This window comes from Rhizorhabdus histidinilytica (assembly GCF_900167915.1).
GTDB classification, from domain to species: Bacteria; Pseudomonadota; Alphaproteobacteria; order Sphingomonadales; family Sphingomonadaceae; genus Rhizorhabdus; species Rhizorhabdus histidinilytica.
In genome coordinates this window covers 203376-225206 of the sequence record NZ_FUYM01000008.1, presented here as the reverse complement: position 1 = coordinate 225206, position 21831 = coordinate 203376, and the positions used below count along the sequence as shown (strand labels likewise).

Here is a 21831-nt window from a genome sequence, read left to right as displayed (position 1 = left end):
GTTCGTTAGAGCGCTTCGGCGCCCGAGATGATTTCGACGAGTTCGGTGGTGATCGCGGCCTGACGGGTCCGGTTGTACTGGATGGTCAGGCGGTTGATCATGTCGCCGGCATTGCGGGTCGCATTGTCCATCGCGGTCATGCGGCTGCCCTGCTCGGAGGCGGCATTCTCCAGCATCGCCCGGAACAGCTGGATCGCGACGTTGCGCGGCAGCAGCTCGGTCAGGATCGCTTCCTCGTCCGGTTCATATTCCACGGCGGCCGATGCACCCGAGGCGGCGGCGTCGTCGCCGGCGGTCAGCGGGACCGGGATGATCTGCAGCTCGGTCGGCTCCTGCACCAGCGCCGACTGGAACTTGGCGAAGAACAGGTGGGCGACGTCGAACTCGCCGGCGGCATAGCGGCCGATCAGGTCCTCAGCCACTTCGTGCGCGTCGCTGAAGGCGACGTTCTTGATGTGGCTCTGGTCGACCTGATGGACGATCTTGCCCGGATAGAGACGGGCGATGACGGCGCGGCCCTTCTTGCCGATCAGGTAGAACTTCACCGTCTTGCCCTCGGCGATGAGGGCGTCGGCGGTCTTGCGCGCGGCGCGGACGATGTTGGTGTTGAACGCGCCCGCCAGGCCGCGTTCCGAGGTAGCGACGACGAGCAGGTGGACCTGATCGCTGCCGGTGCCGGCGAGCAGCTTCGGGCTCTGCGGGCCGATCGTCACCTTCGACGCGAGGCTGGCCATCACGGCATTGAGCCGCTCGGCATAGGGGCGCCCGGCTTCCGCCGCCTGCTGCGCGCGGCGCAGCTTGGCGGCGGCGACCATCTTCATCGCCTTGGTGATCTTCTGGGTCGACTTCACCGAGGTGATGCGGACCTTCAGGCTCTTCAGACTGGGCATCTACTGTCCGTCTTTCTTCCCTTTACGTCATCCCGGCGAAAGCCGGGATCTCAGTGAGATTCCAGCTTTCGCTGGAATGACGGATAGTTACGCGAAGGTCTTCACAAAACCGTCGAGCGCGGCCTTGAGCTTGCCCTTGGTGTCGTCCGACAGGTCCTTGGTGTCGCGGATGTCGCCCAGGATGTCGGCATGCTTCGAACGAAGCTCCGACAGCAGGGCGGCTTCGAAGCGGACGACCGAGGCAACCGGGATGCCGTCGAGATAGCCGTTCACGCCGGCGAAGATCGACGCAACCTGCTCCTCGAAAGGCAGCGGGTTGAACTGCGGCTGCTTGAGCAGCTCGGTCAGGCGCGCGCCGCGGTTGAGCAGCTTCTGGGTCGAGGCGTCGAGGTCCGAGCCGAACTGCGCGAAGGCGGCCATTTCGCGATACTGGGCGAGCTCCAGCTTGATCGAGCCGGCGACCTTCTTCATCGCCTTGGTCTGCGCGGCCGAGCCGACGCGCGACACCGACAGGCCGACGTTGATGGCCGGACGGATGCCCTGGTAGAACAGGTCGGTCTCGAGGAAGATCTGGCCGTCGGTGATCGAGATCACGTTGGTCGGAATGTAGGCCGACACGTCGCCCGCCTGGGTCTCGATGATCGGCAGCGCGGTGAGCGAGCCGTTGCCGTTGGCGTCGTTCATCTTCGCGGCGCGCTCGAGCAGGCGGCTGTGGAGATAGAAGACGTCGCCCGGATAGGCTTCGCGGCCCGGCGGACGGCGCAGCAGCAGCGACATTTGGCGATAGGCGACGGCCTGCTTCGAAAGATCGTCATAGACGATCACGGCATGCATGCCGTTGTCGCGGAAATATTCGCCCATCGCGCAGCCGGTGTAGGGCGCGAGGAACTGGAGCGGAGCGGGGTCCGACGCGGTCGCGGCGACCACGATCGAATATTCCATCGCACCATTTTCTTCGAGGGTGCGGACGAGCTGCGCGACGGTCGAGCGCTTCTGGCCGACCGCGACATAGACGCAGTAGAGCTTCTTCGACTCGTCGCTGCCGGCGTTGATCGACTTCTGGTTGATGAAGGTGTCGATCGCGACGGCCGACTTGCCGGTCTGGCGGTCGCCGATGATCAGCTCGCGCTGGCCGCGGCCGACGGGAACGAGCGCGTCGAGCGCCTTGAGGCCGGTCTGCACCGGCTCGTGCACCGACTTCCTCGGGATGATGCCGGGGGCCTTGACCTCGACGCGGCTGCGCTGCGCGGCGTCGATCGGGCCCTTGCCGTCGATCGGGTTGCCGAGCGCGTCGACGACGCGGCCGAGCAGGCCCTTGCCGACCGGCACGTCGACGATGGTGCCGGTACGCTTGACGGTGTCGCCTTCCTTGATCTGGCTGTCGGTGCCGAAGATCACGACGCCGACATTGTCGGCCTCCAGGTTGAGGGCCATGCCCTTGATGCCGTTGGCGAACTCGACCATCTCGCCGGCCTGGACGTTGTCGAGGCCGTGGATGCGGGCGATGCCGTCACCGACCGACAGCACCTGGCCGACTTCGGAGACCTGCGCTTCGCTGCCGAAGCTGGCGATCTGGTCGCGGATGACCTTGGAGATTTCTGCGGCGCGGATATCCATGTTCAGCCTTTCATCGCAATCGCGAGGGAGTTCAGTTTGGAGCGGATCGAGCCGTCGATCTGGCGCGAGCCGATCTTGACGATCAGGCCGCCGAGAATGGACGGATCGACAGTGAGGTCGACCGCGACGTCGCGGGCGAGCTGGGTCTTGAGCTTGGCTTTCAGCGCCTTGACCTGGGTGGCGGTCAGCGGATGAGCCGAGGTGACTTCGGCGGTGGTCTCGCCGCGATGCCGGGCCGCGAGCAGCCCAAAGGAGCGGATCACCGCGCCGAGCTGGCCGAGCCGGCGATTCTGCGCGAGGACGCCGAGGAACTTGGTGGTGAGGGGATCGACGCCGAGGCTTGCTGCCGTCGCGGCCACCGCCTTCATCGCCTCGTCGCGCGAAACGAGTGGGCTCGTCGTCAGGCGACGGAAGTCGTCCGATTCGGTCAGCGCGGCCTTGAGCGACTGAAGGCTCGCGGAGACCGCGTCGATCGCCTTTTCGTCCCGTGCGAGACCGAATAGCGCGGTCGCATAACGTCCGCTGAGGCTAGCCTGAATACCGCCGGAATTCTCCACGCGCTTTCATTCCCCCAAAAAAGGTTGGGCCATGCGCAAAAAAGGGCCGCCGGGAAGGCGTCCCTGCATGGTTCGCGGGCCGGTTAGCAGGGGTGCCCCCCTTATGCAAGGCACCTGAGGTACAAGTTACGGTGAAGTTCGGTCGGGGGTGTCGAAGTTCGGTTCCAGCCCCGTTCGTCATGCCTGTGAAGGCAGGCATCCATGTCTGTTTACTCCTCGCTGGCCATCTGGCTGGTGAGAGACATGGACCCCTGCCTGCGCAGGGGTGACCGCTTTCGGGAATCGGGGGCGGGTCCCAAGAATCAGAAAGCCGGACCTTGTCGGCCCGGCTTTCCTCTACCAGTCGCGGTTTACGCGGCGGCCTTGCTGGGTTCCGCGTCGATCACCGCTTTCGGTTCGACCCCGTCGATGGCGATGCGGCGGGGCTTCTTGTGCTCGGGGATCTCACGCACCAGCTCGACGTTGAGCAGGCCGTTCTCATAGCCCGCGCTCGTCACCTTGATGGTGTCGGCGAGCTGGAAGCGGCGCTCGAACGCCCGCTTGGCGATGCCGCGGTGCAGATATTCGCGCTTCTCGGTATCGGCGGCCTCGGCGGCGCGGCCGATGATGATCAGCACATTGTCCTGCACGGTGACGTCGATCTCATCGCGGGTGAAGCCGGCGAGCGCCATCTGGATGCGATAGGCGCCGTCGCCCGTCTTCTCGATGTTGTATGGCGGGTAGGTGTCGCCGTCGCCGCGGGCGAAGTCGACGAGACGGTTGAGATTCTCGAAGCCGATCGAGGACCGGAGGAGGGGGGCGAAATCAAGACTACGCATAGGGTCTGTTTCCTCATCAAGCGATGTTGACCATAGTGGTCCGCGGATCATCCGCCGGACCATGCCGCACCGCCCCTTCAGGCGACGGCCGGCGGGATCGAGATAGGTAGGGCGTTCCCGGCTTCAAGGGCGCGGTTTTTTGATCGGCCTCATGCGCCTTCGCGGCGCGGGCTTCGTTGACTGGAGCGTCGAGCCCGCCTAACCGGGGCCGATGGTTGCCTATCTCGAATTCGAAAAGCCCATTGCCGAGCTGCAGGCGCGCATCGCCGAACTCCGTTCGACCGCCGACGCCGGTTCGCTCGACATCGAGAGCGAAGTCTCCAAGCTCGAAGCCAAGTCCGACAAGCTGCTGCGCGATACCTATGCGAAGCTGACGCCGTGGCAGAAGACGCAGGTCGCGCGGCATCCCGAGCGTCCGCACTTCAAGGATTACGTCGCCGGTTTCATCAGCGATTTCATGCCGCTGGCGGGGGATCGCGCCTTCGCGGACGACCAGGCGATCATCGGCGGCCTCGGCCGCCTGGGCGATCGCAAGGTGATGGTGATCGGCCATGAGAAGGGCGACGACACCGCTTCGCGCATCCGCCACAATTTCGGCATGGCCAAGCCCGAGGGCTACCGCAAGGCGATCCGGCTGATGGAACTGGCCGACCGCTTCGGCCTGCCGGTGGTCAGCCTCGTCGACACCTCCGGCGCCTTCCCCGGCATCCAGGCCGAGGAACGCGGCCAGGCCGAGGCGATCGCGCGCTCGACCGAAGCGTGCCTCGCGCTCGGTGTTCCGATGGTTGCGGCGGTCGTCGGCGAGGGCGGTTCGGGTGGAGCGATCGCGGTTGCTGCGGCGAACAGCGTGCTGATGTTCGAACATGCCGTCTATTCGGTGATCTCGCCCGAGGGCTGCGCCTCGATCCTGTGGCGCACCGGTGACAAGGCGGCCGAGGCGGCCGAGGCGATGAAGGTCACCGCCGCCGATCTCCAGAAGCTCGGCGTGGTCGACCGCGTCGTGGCGGAGCCGGTCGGCGGCGCACATCGCGATCCCGCCGCGGCGATCGCCGCGCTGGGCGCCGCGATCGGGGAGGAACTCGACAAGCTCGCCGCCAAGAAGCCGACGACCCTGCGCGCCGCGCGCCGCGACAAGTTCCTCGCCATCGGTTGACCGGGCTCGTAGCCGTCGTGCCGGCAGAGCCGTATCTCGGGCCGGCCTAAGCCGGCATGACGGAGAGGAAAAAAGCCAGGACGGAAAAGTCGTAACGGAACCGTTCAGCGGTTATCTGCTTTCTGCGTTGGTTGCGTGGGAGGATCGCATGAAGACTTTTCTGCTCTGGACCAGTCTGTCGCTCGTCGCCGTTCCCGGCATTGCTCTGGCGCAGGTCCAGTCGATTTCGGCCAGCGACAAGCGCACCGGCGCGGAGGCGCATCCGCAGCTCGTCCAGCAGTTCGGCGGGGCGATGAAGGGGCCGGCCGCCGACTATGTCACGCGGGTCGGCCGCAAGATCGCGGTCCAGTCGGGCCTGTCCAACTCCGAACGCGACTTCACCGTCACGCTGCTCGATTCGCCGGTGAACAACGCCTTCGCGATCCCCGGCGGTTATGTCTATGTGACCCGCGGTCTGCTCGCGATCATGAACGACGAGGCGGAACTCGCCTCGGTGCTGGGGCATGAGGTCGGCCACGTCGCCGCGCGCCATTCGGCCAAGCGCCAGCAGACCGCGACGATCACCTCGGTGCTCGCCGGTATCGTCGGCGCGGTGGCCGGCGATTCGGGGGTGGGCAGCCTGATCGGCCGCGGGGCCGGCGTTGGCGCCGACCTGATCACCAAGGGCTTCTCACGCACCCAGGAATATCAGGCTGACGATCTCGGCGTCCGTTACCTGGCCAATGCCGGCTATGATCCGCTCGCCTCGTCGGACATGCTCGGCGTGCTGGGCGCACAGCAGGATCTGGAGGCGCGGATCAGCGGGAAGGCGAATTCGCTGCCGACCTGGGCCAGCACCCATCCCAACTCGGCCGACCGGGTGAAGCGCGCACGCGGCAAGGCCCAGGAGACCGGCAAGGCAGGGCGGGGAATCCGCAACAACGATGCGCTGCTCAACGCAGTCGACGGACTGCTGTGGGGCGACGATCCGGCCAAGGGCTTCCTCGACGGGCAGGAGTTCAAGCTGCCGACCCAGCGGCTCGCCTTCACCGTGCCGCGCGGCTATGCGGTCAACAATACCGACGCCGCCGTGACGATCAGCGGCAATGGCGGCCAGGCGAGCTTCTCGGGCGGCGGTGTCGGCTCGGGCGGGCTCGACGGCTATATCGGCCAGGTCTTTTCAAAGCTCAGCAGCAGCATCCGCTACGGCCAGATCCAGGGTGGCCGGGGCAGCGGCATCGACTTCCGCTATGCCTTCGGCCAGGGAAACAGCAATGCCGGGCCGCTCGACGTCGGCGTGTTCGCCTATCGTCCGGACAATGGCGCGACCGCCTATCATTTCGTGACGCTCACCCGGTCCGGACAGGGGATCGGCCCGTTCGAATCGCTGGTCGAGAGCATGCGCCGCATGTCGGCGGCCGAGGCGCAGGGCGTGCGCCCGCTGCGGGTCAAGGTGCTGAAGGTCAAGGCGGGCGAGACCCCCGACACCTTCGCGCGGATGATGGCCTTCCCGGACGCGCCGCTCGACCGCTTCCTGGTGCTCAACGGCCTGGAACGCGGCGACACGTTGCGCGTGGGCGAGCGGGTCAAGGTGATCGTGCGGAATTGAGCTGCGGCCGGGCGGATGCCCGCCGCCTGGCGTTTGGGGGCATCAAACACATACAGAAAGGGCGGCGGGTTGTCCCGCCGCCCTCTCGAAGCCAGCCTAAGCCGTAAGGCTAGCGGCCTCAGCTCGCCTTCATGTTGTTGGAGACGTTATTGAACGTCTTCTGGAGCTGGTTGCCGAGGCTCGTCATCGCGGTGATCGCGGCGACGGCGATGAGGGCGGCGATCAGACCATATTCGATCGCGGTGGCGCCCTTGTTGTTCTTCAGCAGCTTAGCAACGAACTTCATGTCTCTAACTCCCGCTTCCCGATTCGGGTGGTGTGTCCGGCCCGGCTGGCCTCCAACCATTGGCCAACGCTGGCACCCTAGCGAGGGAGTTCCTTTTATTTCGTTAATGGGGGCTCAGATCGAGGTGACCCGTTCGGCGATGTTGTTCCAGCGGCCCTGGACCGAACTGCCCAGGCTCGCGACCGCGCCCATGATCGCCATGAAGATCAGCGAGAGGATCAGGCCATATTCGACAGCGGTGGCGCCACGGCAATCGCCGGCAAGGGCGCGGAACGGCACGCGGCGGCGATCCTTCTCCATGCGGAATTTCCCTCGAGCGACCGGCGTGCCAAATCGCTTTGATCTGCAGACGCTTATTTCGTAGGCGTCCCCGATTAAGAAACCCCTAAAGGTCTCATACCAATGGATAAGGGAAAGCCCCTAATCGTCGTCGCGGCGGCGCTGATCGACGGCGCCGGACGGCTGCTCGTCCAGCAACGGCCTGCGGACAAGGCGATGGCGGGGCTATGGGAATTCCCTGGCGGCAAGGTCGAAGCAGGCGAGACCCCCGAGGGGGCGTTGATCCGCGAGCTGCGCGAGGAGCTTGGCATCGACGTCGAGAAGGCCTGTCTGGCCCCCGCCTGTTTCGCGAGCGAGCCCCTGGGTGAGCGGCACATGATCCTGCTGGTCTATATCTGTCGCAAATGGCGCGGCATTCCGCAGGCGATCGAGGCACCGGCGCTCCGCTGGGTCCGCCCGATCGAACTGCACAACCTGCCGATGCCGCCCGCCGACAAGCCGCTGATCGGGCTGCTCGACGCGCTGGTCTGACCAGAAAAGGCTATCGAGCCCCGTCCGGGAGCGAAGCGGGCGTTTCGCCGGGATTGCGCAGGCCCATGTAGAGGCCCTTGATCCGACCGGCCGAGATGTCGGTCAGCAGGTCGAGCACCGGGGTCGGGTCGACGCCGGGGCCGAGCGGGAAGGCCAGCATCGATCCGCAGGGAAGCAGGATGAGCCCGGCCTTGCCGAAACGGTCGCGCAGCATGTCGAGCGGAGCCGGCTCGCCCGAAAATATGATTGCGTCGTTGAGGTCCACCCCGGCGCATTGCCGGGCGGCGCCCGCCGTCATGATCTGCGGGCGGGGGCCGTCGGGCCGTCCCGCGCCATAGACCGCCTCGAGCCGTTGCAGCGTGGCGAGCGCCTCGGCATGTACGACGCGGGCGCTGTCGTCCTGCACCGCCGCGGTGCCCTCGACCGCCTGCCGGAGCATTGCGGCGGCGGCTTCGATCTTCGCCGGGTCGCCCTGGCTGCGCGAGGGCAGGGCGGCGAGCTCGGCCATCGGGATCAGCGTGCCCAGCGTCACCGGCGATGTCGCGCCGAGCCGTTCGAAACGGATACGATAGGCTTGTTGATAGGCACTGTCGGTCCACGGGGCCGGATCGTCGGGATGGAGCAACCGCTCGACCTCGGCGCGGCGGATCAGCGCGGTCGCGACCTCGGGGTCGCCGGCGCCCAGCACCAGCCGATAGGCGTTCACCACGCGGTCCAGATAGTCGAGCACCAGCGCCGAGGTCGGGTCGTCGAGCTTCGGCGCGTTGAGGAATAGCTGCGTGGCGAAGGCGGCGAGCAGGTCGGCGCGGACGCGCGGGCTGCGCTCGGCCGCCATATCGCGCGACAGCAGGCGCTCGGCCTCGTCGAGGCGTCCCTTGCGGATCATCGCGATCTCGCGATCCAGCCGCGACGCGGCGTCGAACGGAGCGTCCGTCACGGTCGGCGCCTCCTCCGCCGCGCTGGCGAAGGGCGACGCCAGGCACAGCGCAGCCGCGCCGAACAGGATTTTGCGGGATGTCAGGGGCTCCGCCATTGCGCGGACAATGGCGGAGCCCCCGGTTGGCTGTCCAGCCTCGATCGATCGGCCGACGGCCGGTCGTTATTCGGGCTTCTCGAAGGCGACCGAGATCTGCAGCGGAACCGCGTCGGGTACCAGCGGGATGCCATAGCTGACGCCGAAGTCGCTGCGCTTGACGGTGGTGGTCGCGTCGAAGCCGATGGTGCGCTTGCCCATCATCGTCCCGGCGCCGATGAAGACGGTGTCGAGCACGACCGGCTTGGTCACGCCCTTGATCGTCAGGTTGCCGGTGATCTTCGCGGTCTTGGGGCCGGTGACGCGAACCGACGTCGATTCGAAATGGGCGGTCGGATATTTGGCGGCATCGAAGAAGTCGGCGGCTTTCAGATGCTCGTCCAGCTTCTCGACGGTGGTGGTGATGCCGCTCATCGGGATATCGATCGACACCTTCGCCTTGGCCGGCGCCTTGGGATCGATCGTCATCGATCCGGTCGGTGATCCGAAGAAGCCACGATAGGTGCTGAAGCCCAGATGGTTGACGGTGAAGGTCACCTGGCTGTGGCCCGGATCGACCGCATAGGTCCCGGCGGTCACGCGGCGGACGTCGGACGCGCCCGGCGGCGTCTTCGGCACCTGGGCGACGACGGGCAGCGCGACCAGCGAAAGGCCCAGCAGCAGGGCGGCGGCGGAACGGTACATGATCGTCTCCCATATGAGAAAGGGCGGCAGACTACCGCCTGCCGCCCTTTCGACAACCATCTATTCCGAAACCCTGCGTTCGGGTTCGGACGCGATCGGATCAGTTCTTGGCCTTGTCGACCAGCTGGTTCTTGCTGATCCAGGGCATCATCGCGCGCAGCTCGGCGCCGACCTTCTCGATCGGATGCTCGGCGACGAGCTTGCGGCTTGCCTTCAGCTCGGGCTGGCCGGCGCGGTTGTCGAGGACGAAGCGCTTGACGAACTTGCCCTTCTGGATGTCGTCGAGCACGCGCTTCATCTCGGCCTTGGTCTCCGCCGTGATGACGCGCGGGCCGGTGTGGATGTCGCCATATTCGGCGGTATTCGAGATCGAGTAGCGCATGTTGGCGATGCCGCCCTCATACATCAGGTCGACGATCAGCTTCACCTCGTGGAGGCACTCGAAATAGGCCATCTCGGGGGCGTAGCCCGCCTCGACCAGCGTCTCGAAGCCGGCCATGATCAGGTGGCTGAGGCCGCCGCACAGCACCGCCTGCTCGCCGAACAGGTCGGTCTCGCACTCTTCCTTGAAGGTCGTCTCGATCACGCCCGAACGGCCGCCGCCGATCGCCGAGGCATAGGACAGCGCGACGTCGTGCGCGTTGCCGCTGGCGTCCTGCGCGATCGCGATCAGGCACGGCACGCCGCCGCCGCGCTGATATTCGGAACGGACGGTGTGGCCGGGGCCCTTCGGCGCGATCATGAACACGTCGATGTCGGCGCGCGGCTCGATCAGGCCGAAATGGACGTTGAGGCCGTGGGCGAAGGCGAGCGCCGCGCCGGGCTTCAGATTGTCGCGCAGATCGTCATTGTAGATCGCGGCCTGGTGCTCGTCGGGCGCCAGGATCATGACGATGTCGGCCCATTTGGCGGCATCGGCGTTCGACAGCACCTTGAAGCCGGCGCCTTCGGCCTTCTTCGCGGTGGCCGAACCGGGACGCAGCGCGATCGCGACCTCGGCGACGCCCGAGTCCCGCAGGTTCTGGGCATGGGCATGTCCCTGGCTGCCATAGCCGACGATCGCCACCTTCTTGGTCTTGATGAGGCCGATATCGGCATCACGATCATAATAGACGCGCATATTGTTGCTTCCCTCTGGCGCGGCCGGACATCCGGTTGCGGAGACCGCCGCCTGGTTGAAATGGAATGGTGGCCCCGTAACGGGCGGAGGCCCGTCCGTCGAGCCTGGTTTATCGCCTCGCCCCTAAAGCGCCTCTTTGCCCCGGCCGATCGCGGCGACGCCGGTGCGGGCCACTTCGATGAGCCCGACCTCGCGCATCAGCTCGAGGAACTTGTCGATCTTCTCGGTGCCTCCGGTCACCTCGAAGATGAAGCTGGAGATGGTGGCGTCGACCACGCGGGCGCGATAGACCTCGGCCAGACGCAGCGCCTCGATGCGATGATCACCGGTACCGACGACCTTCACGAGCGCCAGCTCGCGCTCGACGTGCGGCGCCAGCGCGGTGAGGTCGGTCACCTTGTGGACAGGCACCATCCGGTCGAGCTGCGCCACCACCTGCTCGATCACCTGGGGTGTGCCGGTGGTGACGATGGTGATCCGGCTGATCTTCTCGTCCTCGGTGACGTCGGCCACCGTCAGGCTGTCGATGTTGTAGCCGCGCGCGGAGAACAGTCCCGCGATGCGGGCGAGGATGCCCGATTCATTGTCCACGGTCACGGACAGCGTGTGCCGCTCGGTGGCTTCCTGCTTGATGTGCATGATGTCTTTCTCTGTCGGTCGAAGGGGGTGGGGAGGGGGATCAGACGAGCGCCTTGGCCTCGTCGTCCATCTCGCCGACCACCTCGTCGGCTTCGAGGATCATGTCGGTGTGCGCGGCACCGCTCGGGATCATCGGGAAGCAGTTGGCCAGCTTCGCCACCCGGCAGTCGACGATCACCGGCCCGTCATGTTCGAGCATCGCGGCGATGCCGGCCTCCAGCTCTTCGGGCTTCTCGATCAGCACGCCCTTCCAGCCATAGGCCTCGGCGAGCTTCACGAAATCGGGCAGCGCGTCGCTGTAGCTCTGCGAATAGCGGCCCGCATAGGTCAGGTCCTGCCACTGGCGGACCATGCCCATATATTCGTTGTTGAGGATGAACACCTTGACCGGCAGCCGATATTGCGTCGCCGTGCCCAGTTCCTGGATGTTCATCTGGATCGAGGCTTCGCCCGCGATGTCGATCACCAGCGCGTTGGGATTGCCCAACTGCGCGCCGATCGCCGCCGGCAGACCGTAGCCCATCGTGCCGAGCCCGCCCGAGGTGAGCCATTTGTTCGGCCCCTCAAAGTCGAAATGCTGGGCCGCCCACATCTGGTGCTGGCCGACCTCGGTGGTGATGATCGGCTTGAGCGCATGGGTCGCCTCCCACAGCTTGCGGATTGCGAGCTGCGGCATGATCTCCTTGGTCGAGGCCGGGAATTTCAGGCTCTTGCGCGCGCGCCAGCCATCGATCTGCTCGAACCACGGGGCCAGGTTACGGGCCTGGTGCTGGCCTGCCTTCCAGATCTTGACCATGTCCTCCATCGCCCGGCCGACATCGCCGACGATGCCGATGTCGGCGCGCACGATCTTGTTGATCGACGAGCGGTCGATATCGACGTGGATCTTCTTGGAATGCGGCGCGAAGGCGTCGAGCCGGCCGGTCACCCGATCGTCGAAACGCGCTCCGAGGCAGACGATCAGGTCGGCCTTGTTCATCGCCATATTGGCTTCGTAGGTGCCGTGCATGCCCAGCATGCCGAGCCACTGGCCGCTCGAGGCGGGGAAGGCGCCCAGGCCCATCAGGGTCGATGTCACCGGCGCGCCGGTGACGCGCGCCAGCTCGCGCAGCACCTGGCTGGCGAGCGGGCCCGAATTGATGACGCCGCCGCCGGTGTAGAGGATCGGCCGCTCGGCCGCGGCGATCATCGCCACCGCCTCCTCGATCAGGGCGGGATCGGCCTTCACTTGCGGACGATAGCCCTTGTGCGGCAGCGCCTGCACGCTGGGCTTGCGATAGAGGGCGCTCGCCACCTGCACATCCTTGGGCAGGTCGACCACCACCGGTCCCGGCCGGCCCGAGGTAGCGATGTGGAACGCCTCATGGATCACGTCGCCGAGCTGGGCAGGGTCCTTCACCAGATAATTATGCTTGGTGCAGTGGCGGGTAATTCCGACCGTATCGCATTCCTGGAAGGCATCGCTGCCGATCAGCGGGGTGCCGACCTGGCCGGTCAGCACCACCAGGGGGATCGAATCCAGCAGCGCGTCGGCGATGCCGGTCACTGCGTTGGTCGCGCCGGGGCCTGATGTCACCAGCACCACGCCGGGCTTGCCGGTCGAGCGGGCATAGCCCTCCGCCGCATGCACGGCGCCGGCCTCGTGCCGCACCAGGATATGGCGGATGCGGTTCTGCTTGAACAGCGCGTCATAGATCGGAAGCACCGCACCGCCAGGGTAGCCGAAGACGACCTCGACGCCGAGGTCGTTCAGCGCCTGGATCAGTATGTCGGCCCCCGTCATCTCGGCAGTCATGGTCTCTTCCTCTTGTGCGCCGCAGCGCATTGAAACGAGCCGCGGGACCTATCGGTAATAAACTACTCTGTCAACGCATCATCGCGTAATTTAATTGCAATCTTATCGATTTCATTGTCATTCAGTTGCGCATCGATGCGCTGCCACGCGGCGGGCGGCTGATGGCGGAACCAGGTATATTGCCGCTTGGCATATTGCCGCGTCGCGGCCTGGGCCTTTGCCACCATCGTCGCACGGTCGATCAGCCCGTCCTGCCAGGCACCGATCTCGCGCACGCCGATAGCCTGCATGGCCGGAAGCATCGGATCAAGCCCGCGCGCGCGCAACTTCGTTACCTCCTCGACCGCGCCCTGACCAAGCATAGCCTCGAACCGGGCATCGCAGCGCGCCCGCAGCCAATCGCGCGGCGGCAGCAATATCGCGGCGGCCACGGCGATCTGGCCGCCGATCCCGCCGCTGAGTTCCGCCTGCCATTGCGACAGCGAGCGACCGGTCGAGCGGATCACCTCCAGCGCGCGGGCGATACGGGTGGCGTCCTGCGGGCGAAGATGCCCCATCGCCGGGTCCTCGGCGGCGAGTGCGGCATGGGCCGCCTCGACCGGCAGCGCCCGCACCTCGGCGCGGACCGCCGGATCGATCTCGGGCACCGGCGCGATGCCGAAGATCAGGGTGCGCAGATAGAGGCCGGTGCCGCCCACCAGGATCGGCAGCTTGCCCTCCTCGCGCGCCGCGGCGATCGCTCCCTTTGCGTCGGCGGCCCAGTCGGCGGCGCTGCAGGGCTCGGCGGCGTCGCGATAGCCGAACAGCCGGTGCGGCGCGCGCGCCTCCTCGGCCGGATCGGGGCGGGCGCTCAACACCCGCAGGTCGGCATAGACCTGGCTCGCGTCGGCGTTGATCACGACCCCGTCGGTGATTTCCGCGAGACGGATCGCCAATGCGGACTTGCCGCTGGCGGTCGGCCCCGCAATAAGCGCGACCGGATTCTTCGGGGAGACGCTCTTGTTCATCGCCACGCTGATAGCATCGGACCGGATCGAAGCGGGGGATATTTCGACCGCGGCCGATCGCCTCGCCGCCGCCGGCCTGCGCGCCGGGGATCCGGCGTGGATCGAGCCGGGGATCGCCTGCGACCTCGGCTTCGACGGTGATCCGGCGGCGGCGCGCGCGGCGCTGGAGGGCGCCTTTGCGGGTGTCGACGTCGTCGTCCAGGCGGCGACCGGGCGGCGGCGGCGGATGCTCGTCGCCGACATGGACTCGACGATGATCACGATCGAATGCATCGATGAACTCGCCGACTATGCCGGCATCAAGCCCCAGATCGCCGACATCACCGAACGGGCCATGCGCGGCGAGCTCGACTTCGAGGGGGCGCTCGACGCGCGGGTGGCGCTGCTCGCGGGGCTCGACGCCGCGGTGATCGACCGCTGCCATGCCGAGCGGGTGGTGATCATGGCCGGCGCGCGCGAACTGGTGCGGACGATGCGCGCGAACGGCGCCGACTGCTACCTCGTCTCGGGCGGCTTCACGCTGTTCGCCGACCGGGTCGCCGCCGAGATCGGCTTCACCCGCGCGCTGTCGAACGTGCTGGAGTTCGCCGACGGCAAGCTGTCGGGCACCGTCGCCCGGCCGATCGTCGGCGCCGAGACCAAGCGCCGGACCCTGCTCGACGAGGCGGCCGCGCACGGCCTGTTGCCCGACCAGTGCCTCGCGGTCGGCGACGGCGCCAACGACATTCCGATGATCCAGGCGGCCGGGCTCGGCGTCGCCTATCACGCGAAGCCCAAGACCGCCGCTGCGGCGGGTGCACGGATCGATCATGGCGACCTGACCGCGCTGCTCTATGCGCAGGGCTATGCGCGCAAGGATTGGGTGATCTGAGGCTAGAGTATCGTGCTTCTCATTTGACGCACCTTCTCTCCCGCACATCCTGAGGAATCATTGAGCGAAGGCGAAATGGTGTCTCGAAGGATCCTTCGAGACGGGCCTTCGCCAAAGCTCAGTCCCTCCTCAGGATGAGCGGGTCAGATAAAAAGCTCGATGCTCTCTAGCCGCCGCTGGTCATGTCGGCGGTGATCGCCGCCAGCGCATAGGCGACGGCGGCTTCGCTGCGGTCGAAGGCGATCCGCAGGCTGCCTTCGCCGATCTCGCTGATCCGGGCGCGGATCGATCCCGCCTCGGGATGGCGCAGCTCGACCGTCGATCCGAGGGGGAGCGATGTTCCGATGTCGAGGCGCGCCCCGCCGGCGTCGATCTGGCGCAGCGCCACCGGCAGGGGGATGCCGTCGATGATCAGCTGGCAGACGCGACGGCGCCGCCAGGGGCTTGCCATCGCCGCAACCCGATCGAAATCACGCCAGTGCCGCATGCACGCTTCCGCTACCTTCACGTCCGGCGTTTGTCGCCCGAATCCATCAAGATAGCGTTAACGACGATCGCCGGATCAGGGCGCGACCGCGAAGCAGGTGGTCCCGGTCGCCTTGACCGCCGCACAGGCCTGGTTCGCCGCCGCGCGCGAGGCGAGCGGGCCGGCCTGGAGACGGGTCAGCGCGCCGACCGCCGAGAAGCTCGGCGTCAGCGCCTTGAGGCCGGCGCGCGCCGACAGGCTGGTCCAGGCGTTGCGCGCGGCGTCGGCGCTCGAGAAGGCGCCGAGCTGGATCTTCCAGCCGCCGCTCGGCGACGCGACGATCGCGGGCGCCGGGGCAGGGGCGGAGACAGGCGCCGCGCTTCTTGGCGCGGCTGGCTTGGGCGCGGGCGACGGCGATGCGGCCGGCGTGGTGGTCGGCGCCCGCCACGGGGTGCCGCCGGCCTGGGCCACGATCGTGGGCGCTGCCGTCGGCGCCGGGGCGGGGGCCATCGCCGGCGTCGACGTCGTCGAGGGTGGCACGCTTGTCTGGCCGACCGGCGGCGTCACCGAATTGCGCATGGTCAGCGGCATGCCCGGCGTGGCGACATCGTTGCTGCGAAGCTGCGCGGTCCGCTCCATCTCGCGGGCGAGCGCGAGGCCGGCTTCGCGCTGCTCCTGCGGAATGATCTGGTCCATCTGCTGCAGACTGGTGGTCGCCGCGCCGATGTTCGCCGCCTTGGCGCGGGTCATCAGCGCATAGGCGCGAGGCCAGTCGCGGGGCAGCAGGTCGCCGTTGAAATAGGCGGTGCCGACGACATATTGCGCGCGCGCCTCGCCCTGGTCGGCGGCCTTTTTCAGCCAGGTCATCGCCTCGGGGCGCTGCCCGTTCTGAAACAGCAGCAGGCCGAGGGTCGCCTGTGCCTGCTCATGACCCGAGGCGGCCGCCTTGCGATACCAGTCGAGCGCCGTCGCCGGCTCCATCGGCACGCCCCGGCCGAGCTTGTAGGCCTGTCCGAGGTTGAACTGGGCGTCGGGATCGCCGGCCGCGGCGGGGCCGCGCCATTCGGCGATCGCCGTGGAGTAATCGCCCTTCGCCCAAGCCTCGACGCCCTCCTTGACGCCCGCGATCGCCGGTACGGCAAGAGCCGTCGCCGCCAGCGCACAGCCCAGGACAAAGCTTCTCATACTCGACCGCCCCCGATGTTTCGGCATGGTTTCGCGCGGGGTGATAGCGCGTTCGACGCGACTGGCGATAGCCCCAACGCGCTCCTCGCCGATCATCGTTAACCGAAGCTTAGCATCGGGAGGTGCACCCTGGCGGCGATGATCCCGATCGGAGCGAGGACGGGGAGCCCGCGATGAGGATGAACTGGACCGGCCTCACGGCCGCCGCACTCGGCCTCGCGCTGTTTTCCGAGGCAAGTGCCGCGACGCACAAGCGGACCGACCGGCTGATCGCCGGCGCGCGCGAAGCGATGGCGCGCGGCGTTCCCGCCGCCGCCGTCCGCCAGGCCGAGGCCGCCGTGCGCGAAGCCCCGCGCGATCCGCAGGCGCGGGCCACGCTGGGCCGGGCCTATCTTGCCGTCGGGCGCTTCCGTTCGGCCGAGACGGCGTTCGGCGATGCATTGGCGCTCGATCCCAACCAGGCGCGGGTCGCGATCAACCGCGCACTCGCGCAGATCGCGATGGGCCGGGCGGATGAGGCCATGGCCCTGCTCGACAGCTTGCGTGGCGGCGGCAACGACAGCGACGTCGGACTGGCGCTGGCGCTGCTCGGCCGGTCCGACGAGGCCCGACCGCTGCTGATCGCGGCGGCACGTGCGCCCGGCGCCGATGCCAGGGTCCGTCAAAATCTCGCTTTCGCTTACGCCCTCGAAGGGCGCTGGAACGATGCCGCGGCGATCGCCGCGCAGGACGTCCCGGCCGATCTCGTCGCCGAACGGCTCCGCCGCTGGGCGATGGTCGGGCAGCTGCGTGCCAATCCGGCAATGCAGGTCGGCGCGATGCTCGGCGTCCTGCCGTCGCCGGACGCCGGCCAGCCCGAGGCGCTCGCCCTGGTCGTCGAACCGGTCCCAGCCTCCGCGCCGGTGCTGCTCTCCCATGTTCCGACGCCGCCCGCGCCGCCACCGCCCTTGATCACGCCGCCACCTGTCGAGCCGAGCGAGCCGGTCGTGACCGCCTTCGCCGGTCCGCCGCGGATGCGCGCGACCCGGCCGGTCCTGCTGGCGGCGCATGTCGTGCCGGTGCGGCCCGCGCTCGCATGGGCGGTCCAGGTCGGCGCCTATTCGACCGTGGAGCGCACCGAGATCGCCTGGGCCGCGCTCGGGCGGCGGGCGACCTTCCTCGCTGATCACATGCCGACCGGTTCGGCTTTCCGCAGGCGCGGCGTCCTGCTTCATCGCCTGTCGATCGGAGGGCTGGCGAGCCGGGCGGATGCATCGACTCTCTGCCGGCGGATACGGTCGACCGGTGCGCAATGCTTCGTCCGTTTGGACGGTGGCGACCGGCCGATGCAGTGGGCGTTGCGTGCAAAGGCGGCCGAACCGGCCTGAACTCAGCGGAGCAGTACGCCGCCCTTGATCGTCTGGATCACCTTGCCCTGGACGGGCAGGCCGTCGAACGGCGTGTTACCTGCGCGCGACGCCATGTGATCCGAATCGATCCGCCAGGGCATATCCGGATCGAACAGCACCAGGTCTGCCTCCGCCCCGGTCGCCAGCGATCCGCCGGGCAGGCCGAGCAGCCTGGCGGGTGCTGTCGACAGCAGCTCGATCAGCCGGGGCAGGGTGACCACCCCGTCACGGACCAGCGCCAGCGACAGCGTCAGCAGCGTCTCGGCACCGGCCATGCCGGGCTCGGCATCGGCGAAGGGCAGGCGCTTGGCCTCGGGCCCCTGCGGATCATGGCTGGAGCAGATCAGGTCGATCGTGCCGTCGGCCAGCGCCGCGAGCGCCGCCTGCCGATCGTCCTCGCTGCGAAGCGGCGGAGAGAGGCGGGCGAAAGTGCGGAAGCCGCCGACCGCGATGTCGGACAGCAACAGGTGTGCCGGACTGATGCCGCAGCTGATCGGCAGGCCGCGCCGCTTGGCGTCGCGAACCAGGTCGAAGGCGCGCGCAGTCGAGAGCTGGCGGAAATGGAGGCGGGCGCCGGTCTGCTCGGCCAGCATCAGGTCGCGCGCGACCGCCATGGCCTCGGCGATCGCCGGAGCTGCGGGCAGGCCCATGCGGGTCGCATATTCGCCCTCGGTCGCGACCGCGCCCGCCGTGATGCCGCCGTCCTCGGCATGGCTGACGACGGTCAGGCCGAGTGAGCGGGCATAGGACAGCACGCGCAGCATCACGCCCGAATCGGCGATCCAGCCACGTCCGGTCGCGACCGCGCAGGCGCCGCCCGCCTTCATCAGGCCGATCTCGGCAAGCTCCTTGCCCTCGAGGCCCTTGGTCGCGGCCGCGAGTGGGTGGACCCAGACGTCGGGCTTGCCGGCGGCCGCGGCGCGCTGGACGAGCGCGGCATGGTCGAGCGGCGGCGACTGGTCGGGCATCAGCACCGCGCGGGTGATGCCGCCGGCGGTGAAAGCCGGCATGTCTATCGCGAAGATGCCGAGATCCACCAGGCCGGGGGCCACGTGAGTACCGCCCGCGTCGATCGTCTCGGCGTCCGCCGGCAGGTCGAACGATCCGGTCGCGGCGATCCGCCGGTCGCGGACCAAAAGGTTGCCGCGCGTGATCGTTCCGGCGGCGGGATCGACCAGCCGCGCGTCGAGGATGGCGAGGGTGCCGGTCATGCCCAGCCCTCCACGCCGCGCCGTCCGCGCGTCAGCACGTCGAGGCAGGCCATGCGCACCGCGACGCCCATCTCGACCTGTTCGGTGATTGCCGATCGGCTCGGATGGTCGGCGACGCTGCTGGTGATCTCTACCCCCCGGTTCATCGGCCCGGGATGCATGACCAGCGCGTCGGGCGCGGCGCGTTCGAGCCGTTCGGGGGTGAGGCCATAGAGCGCGTGGAACTCGCGCGGGGAGGGGAGATAGGCCCCGTCCATCCGTTCGTTCTGGAGCCGGAGCATCATCACCACGTCGGCACCGTCGAGCCCCGCATCGAAATCATGGAAGGGGACCGCGCCCATCCGCTCGATCGCGGCGGGCATCAAGGTCGGCGGCGCGACGACGCGGACCTCTGCGCCGAGCGTGGTCAGCGCCAGGATGTTCGACCGTGCCACCCGGCTGTGCAGGATGTCGCCGCAGATCGCGACGACCAGCCCGGCGATCCGGCCCTTGCGGCGGCGGATCGTCAGCGCGTCGAGCAGCGCCTGGGTTGGGTGCTCGTGCCGTCCGTCGCCGGCGTTGAGCACCGGGCAGTCGACCTTGTCGGCGATCAGCTGCACCGCGCCCGACGACTGGTGGCGGATCACGATCATGTCGGCGCGCATCGCGTTGAGCGTCATCGCCGTGTCGATCAGCGTCTCGCCCTTCTTCACGCTCGACGCGCCGACCTGCATGTTGACCACGTCGGCGCCGAGGCGCTTGCCGGCGATCTCGAACGACAGGAGCGTCCGGGTCGAGTTTTCGAAGAAGGCGTTGATCAGCGTCAGGCCGGCCAGGCGATCGTCATGCTTGCTGGTCGCGCGGTTGAGCGCGATCCACTGCTCGGCTTCGTCGAGCAGGAACAGGATCTCGTGCGGCTGAAGCCCGTAGATGCCGGTGAGATGGCGGTGCGGGAAGGATGCGGACATTAAAGCCGCGCCATAGGCCAGCGCGGGGCGAAGCTCAAGCGGGGTTCGTCAGATCATCGCGTCGATCGCGCCTTGCAGGATGTAGGCGGCGGCAAGCTTGTCGACCAGCTCGGCGCGGCGGGCGCGGCTCGCGTCGGCGTCGAGCAGGGTGCGGGTCACCGCCTGGGTCGACCAGCGCTCGTCCCACAGCAGGATCGGCAGGCCGAACGGCTCGACGTTGCGGGCGAAGGCACGGACCGACTGGGTGCGGGGCGAATCGCTGCCGTCGAGGTTGAGCGGCAGGCCGATCACCAGCCCCTTCACCAGTTGCGCCGCGACCAGCGCGCGCAGCTTGGCGGCGTCGACGCTGAACTTGGCGCGCATGATCGTCTCGGCCGGGCTGGCGATCGTCCAGCCGGCGTCGCACAGCGCCACCCCGATCGTCCGGGTGCCGACGTCGAGGCCTGCCAGTCGGCCGCGACCGGGCAGCGCGTCACGGAAGTCGAGGGTGGAGGTGCAGATCACCGCTTCAGGAAAGTCCCGGCGCGCGCCGCCGCATCGGCGCGGATATTGGCCCAGAACAGCGCATAGTCGAACACATGGTAGTTGTTGCCCGGCATCACGAAGCGGTCGAACCCCTTGGGCGGCCCCCCGATCAGCAGCAGGCCCGACGGATCGCAGCGCGCCGAGATCACGCCCGGCTTCAGTTCGGCATCCATGAAGTCGGCGCCGGGCGCCAGCGATCCGAGATTGGCGGCGGGGAGCGCGGCGGTGCCGGGCGCGCCGGTCAGCGGGTTGATGCAAAGCATCGGCGTGCCCTTGCGCGGCGCGCCGGTGAAACCGGGCGTCGCCTCGTAGATCTCGCGGATCATGTGCGGATCGGCGGGCTCGGCGAAGCTCTGCCACGACAGAAGGCAATTGGCCTGGCCCGGCGTCGCGCAGGCGGGCAGGCCGAGGGCGGGCACGTCCACCGTGGTCGAGATCGGCCAGCCGACCAGATAGGCGGCGACGATCCGTTTGGCGACGGGCTTGCCCGCCACCCGCTCGCGCATCAGCCGCATCAGGTGGACGGTGCCCTGGCTGTGCCCGGCCAGGATGATCGGCCGCGACGTCGGGATCTGCGCCAGGAAGGCGTCGAAGGCGCGCGCCACGTCGCCATAGGCGAGGTCGAGCGCCTTGGCCGAATCCGGCGCGCTACTGAGGAAGGCCCCGAGCGCGGCGGAGCGGTAGCGCGGCGCCCAGACGGCGCCGGCCTGGCTGAACGCGCTCGCCTCGCTCCAGCCGAACACGGTCAGCCATTTGCGCGATTCGCGATCGTCGAGCGCGCCGTTCCAGCTCGCCTTGCCATAATAGGTGGTCGGCGCGACGTAGAAGACCGCGACCTCGGGCTTGCCGCCGGTGCGCGCCACGCCCTTGGGCAGCCAGCGCGACGGATCGTCGGGCAGGTCGGGCCGCGCCAGCCATGTCGCCGGCCGCGCATAATCGGGCGCCGGTCCCGCCGCATCGGCGTCGAAGCGGACGCCCGGCACGAAGGCGAAGCGCATGAGCTGGTCCTGGAACAGGGTCCAGCCGATCCCGGCAGCCAAGGTCAGCACGATCAACCCCGCGATGATGTAGAGGAAACGGCGAGCGAGCAACGGCGGGCTCCGATGGTGCAGTGCAACATGAACGATGCGGTCGCGCAAGTGCGTAGCGGGCAATCGTGCTTGCGTCCAATGGACAAGTGCTTCCCATCCGTCATGCCAGCGAAGGCTGGCATCCATGTCTGTCTCCTTCTCAGATGCCAT

At 67.9% G+C, this 21831-nt stretch carries 23 protein-coding genes; 5 read left to right on the top strand and 18 right to left on the bottom strand.

The features are described 5' to 3' along the window. Positions 1-5: 5 nt before the first annotated feature. The 4 genes from B5X82_RS18045 to B5X82_RS18030 all read right to left on the bottom strand — a co-directional run bounded on the left by B5X82_RS18045 (position 6) and on the right by B5X82_RS18030 (position 3882). Positions 6-890 (bottom strand): F0F1 ATP synthase subunit gamma, encoded by an 885-nt coding sequence (locus B5X82_RS18045; RefSeq protein ID WP_079649559.1) that lies wholly within the window; start codon positions 888-890, stop codon positions 6-8. Positions 891-977: 87 nt separating this feature from the next. Next, the gene (gene atpA / locus B5X82_RS18040; RefSeq protein WP_079649558.1) at positions 978-2507 is read right to left on the bottom strand and encodes a F0F1 ATP synthase subunit alpha; all 1530 of its coding nucleotides are present in this window, start codon (positions 2505-2507) and stop codon (positions 978-980) included. 2 nt (positions 2508-2509) lie between these two features. After that, a complete protein-coding gene (locus tag B5X82_RS18035; protein ID WP_079649557.1) occupies positions 2510-3064 on the bottom strand; it encodes a F0F1 ATP synthase subunit delta in 555 nt (184 codons plus the stop codon). Positions 3065-3414: 350 nt separating this feature from the next. Further along, entirely contained in the window at positions 3415-3882 is a 468-nt protein-coding gene (locus B5X82_RS18030) for an Hsp20 family protein (RefSeq protein ID WP_176152615.1), read from the bottom strand. A gap of 211 nt (positions 3883-4093) precedes the next feature. Here B5X82_RS18030 and B5X82_RS18025 point away from each other — a divergent pair, with 211 nt between their 5' ends. After that, positions 4094-5035 carry an acetyl-CoA carboxylase carboxyltransferase subunit alpha gene (locus B5X82_RS18025; RefSeq protein ID WP_079649555.1) on the top strand — a complete coding sequence of 314 codons (942 nt, stop codon included), beginning with the start codon at positions 4094-4096 and terminating at the stop codon, positions 5033-5035. A 148-nt stretch (positions 5036-5183) separates the two neighbouring features. Continuing rightward, positions 5184-6623 (top strand): M48 family metalloprotease, encoded by a 1440-nt coding sequence (locus B5X82_RS18020; protein ID WP_079649554.1) that lies wholly within the window; start codon positions 5184-5186, stop codon positions 6621-6623. Positions 6624-6741: 118 nt separating this feature from the next. Here the strand turns inward: B5X82_RS18020 and B5X82_RS18015 are convergent, their stop codons facing one another. Together B5X82_RS18015 and B5X82_RS18010 are read right to left on the bottom strand one after the other, a co-directional pair. Continuing rightward, positions 6742-6909, bottom strand: a complete 168-nt coding sequence (locus B5X82_RS18015; RefSeq protein WP_011951464.1) for a Flp family type IVb pilin — start codon at positions 6907-6909, stop codon at positions 6742-6744. A gap of 114 nt (positions 6910-7023) precedes the next feature. Continuing rightward, entirely contained in the window at positions 7024-7209 is a 186-nt protein-coding gene (locus B5X82_RS18010) for a Flp family type IVb pilin (protein ID WP_079649553.1), read from the bottom strand. A gap of 102 nt (positions 7210-7311) precedes the next feature. Between B5X82_RS18010 and B5X82_RS18005 the strand changes: the two genes are divergently transcribed. Beyond that, a complete protein-coding gene (locus B5X82_RS18005) occupies positions 7312-7719 on the top strand; it encodes a (deoxy)nucleoside triphosphate pyrophosphohydrolase (RefSeq protein WP_079649552.1) in 408 nt (135 codons plus the stop codon). A 10-nt stretch (positions 7720-7729) separates the two neighbouring features. On the opposite strand, the gene B5X82_RS18000 is transcribed toward B5X82_RS18005, so the two are convergent. The 6 genes from B5X82_RS18000 to miaA all read right to left on the bottom strand — a co-directional run bounded on the left by B5X82_RS18000 (position 7730) and on the right by miaA (position 13997). Beyond that, the gene (locus tag B5X82_RS18000; RefSeq protein WP_079649551.1) at positions 7730-8752 is read right to left on the bottom strand and encodes a hypothetical protein; all 1023 of its coding nucleotides are present in this window, start codon (positions 8750-8752) and stop codon (positions 7730-7732) included. Positions 8753-8818: 66 nt separating this feature from the next. Further along, a complete protein-coding gene (locus B5X82_RS17995; RefSeq protein WP_079649550.1) occupies positions 8819-9436 on the bottom strand; it encodes a YceI family protein in 618 nt (205 codons plus the stop codon). 100 nt (positions 9437-9536) lie between these two features. Continuing rightward, positions 9537-10556 carry a ketol-acid reductoisomerase gene (gene ilvC, locus B5X82_RS17990; RefSeq protein WP_079649549.1) on the bottom strand — a complete coding sequence of 340 codons (1020 nt, stop codon included), beginning with the start codon at positions 10554-10556 and terminating at the stop codon, positions 9537-9539. A gap of 123 nt (positions 10557-10679) precedes the next feature. Further along, positions 10680-11195 (bottom strand): acetolactate synthase small subunit, encoded by a 516-nt coding sequence (gene ilvN / locus B5X82_RS17985; protein ID WP_079649548.1) that lies wholly within the window; start codon positions 11193-11195, stop codon positions 10680-10682. 40 nt (positions 11196-11235) lie between these two features. Further along, on the bottom strand, positions 11236-12990 hold the full coding sequence (locus tag B5X82_RS17980; protein ID WP_079649547.1) for an acetolactate synthase 3 large subunit: 1755 nt from the start codon (positions 12988-12990) through the stop codon (positions 11236-11238). 62 nt (positions 12991-13052) lie between these two features. After that, a complete protein-coding gene (gene miaA / locus B5X82_RS17975) occupies positions 13053-13997 on the bottom strand; it encodes a tRNA (adenosine(37)-N6)-dimethylallyltransferase MiaA (protein WP_079649546.1) in 945 nt (314 codons plus the stop codon). Here miaA and serB point away from each other — a divergent pair. Further along, positions 13990-14868, top strand: coding sequence for a phosphoserine phosphatase SerB (gene serB, locus B5X82_RS17970; protein ID WP_079649545.1), 879 nt, complete (start codon positions 13990-13992; stop codon positions 14866-14868). The two genes, miaA and serB, sit on opposite strands and share 8 nt — an antisense overlap. 166 nt (positions 14869-15034) lie before the next feature. Here serB and B5X82_RS17965 read toward each other — a convergent pair whose 3' ends face one another. Next, complete coding sequence (locus B5X82_RS17965) at positions 15035-15355, bottom strand: hypothetical protein (protein ID WP_223811310.1); 321 nt, start codon at positions 15353-15355, stop codon at positions 15035-15037. Between the two features lie 75 nt (positions 15356-15430). Beyond that, the gene (locus tag B5X82_RS17960) at positions 15431-16519 is read right to left on the bottom strand and encodes an SPOR domain-containing protein (RefSeq protein WP_079649544.1); all 1089 of its coding nucleotides are present in this window, start codon (positions 16517-16519) and stop codon (positions 15431-15433) included. A gap of 173 nt (positions 16520-16692) precedes the next feature. On the opposite strand from B5X82_RS17960, the gene B5X82_RS17955 reads away from it, so the two are divergent. After that, positions 16693-17886, top strand: coding sequence for an SPOR domain-containing protein (locus B5X82_RS17955; protein WP_079649543.1), 1194 nt, complete (start codon positions 16693-16695; stop codon positions 17884-17886). Between the two features lie 2 nt (positions 17887-17888). Here the strand turns inward: B5X82_RS17955 and B5X82_RS17950 are convergent, their stop codons facing one another. From B5X82_RS17950 to B5X82_RS17935, 4 genes are read right to left on the bottom strand one after another with little or no spacing between them, the layout of a single operon-like run. After that, a complete protein-coding gene (locus tag B5X82_RS17950) occupies positions 17889-19118 on the bottom strand; it encodes a dihydroorotase (RefSeq protein WP_079649542.1) in 1230 nt (409 codons plus the stop codon). Next, a complete protein-coding gene (locus B5X82_RS17945) occupies positions 19115-20065 on the bottom strand; it encodes an aspartate carbamoyltransferase catalytic subunit (protein WP_079649541.1) in 951 nt (316 codons plus the stop codon). Before B5X82_RS17945 ends, B5X82_RS17950 begins: the two co-directional genes overlap by 4 nt. Positions 20066-20113: 48 nt before the next feature. Further along, a complete protein-coding gene (gene ruvX, locus B5X82_RS17940; RefSeq protein ID WP_079649540.1) occupies positions 20114-20569 on the bottom strand; it encodes a Holliday junction resolvase RuvX in 456 nt (151 codons plus the stop codon). Beyond that, complete coding sequence (locus B5X82_RS17935; protein ID WP_079649539.1) at positions 20566-21681, bottom strand: DUF3089 domain-containing protein; 1116 nt, start codon at positions 21679-21681, stop codon at positions 20566-20568. The genes ruvX and B5X82_RS17935 overlap by 4 nt, the downstream gene beginning before the upstream one ends. Positions 21682-21831: the final 150 nt, after the last annotated feature.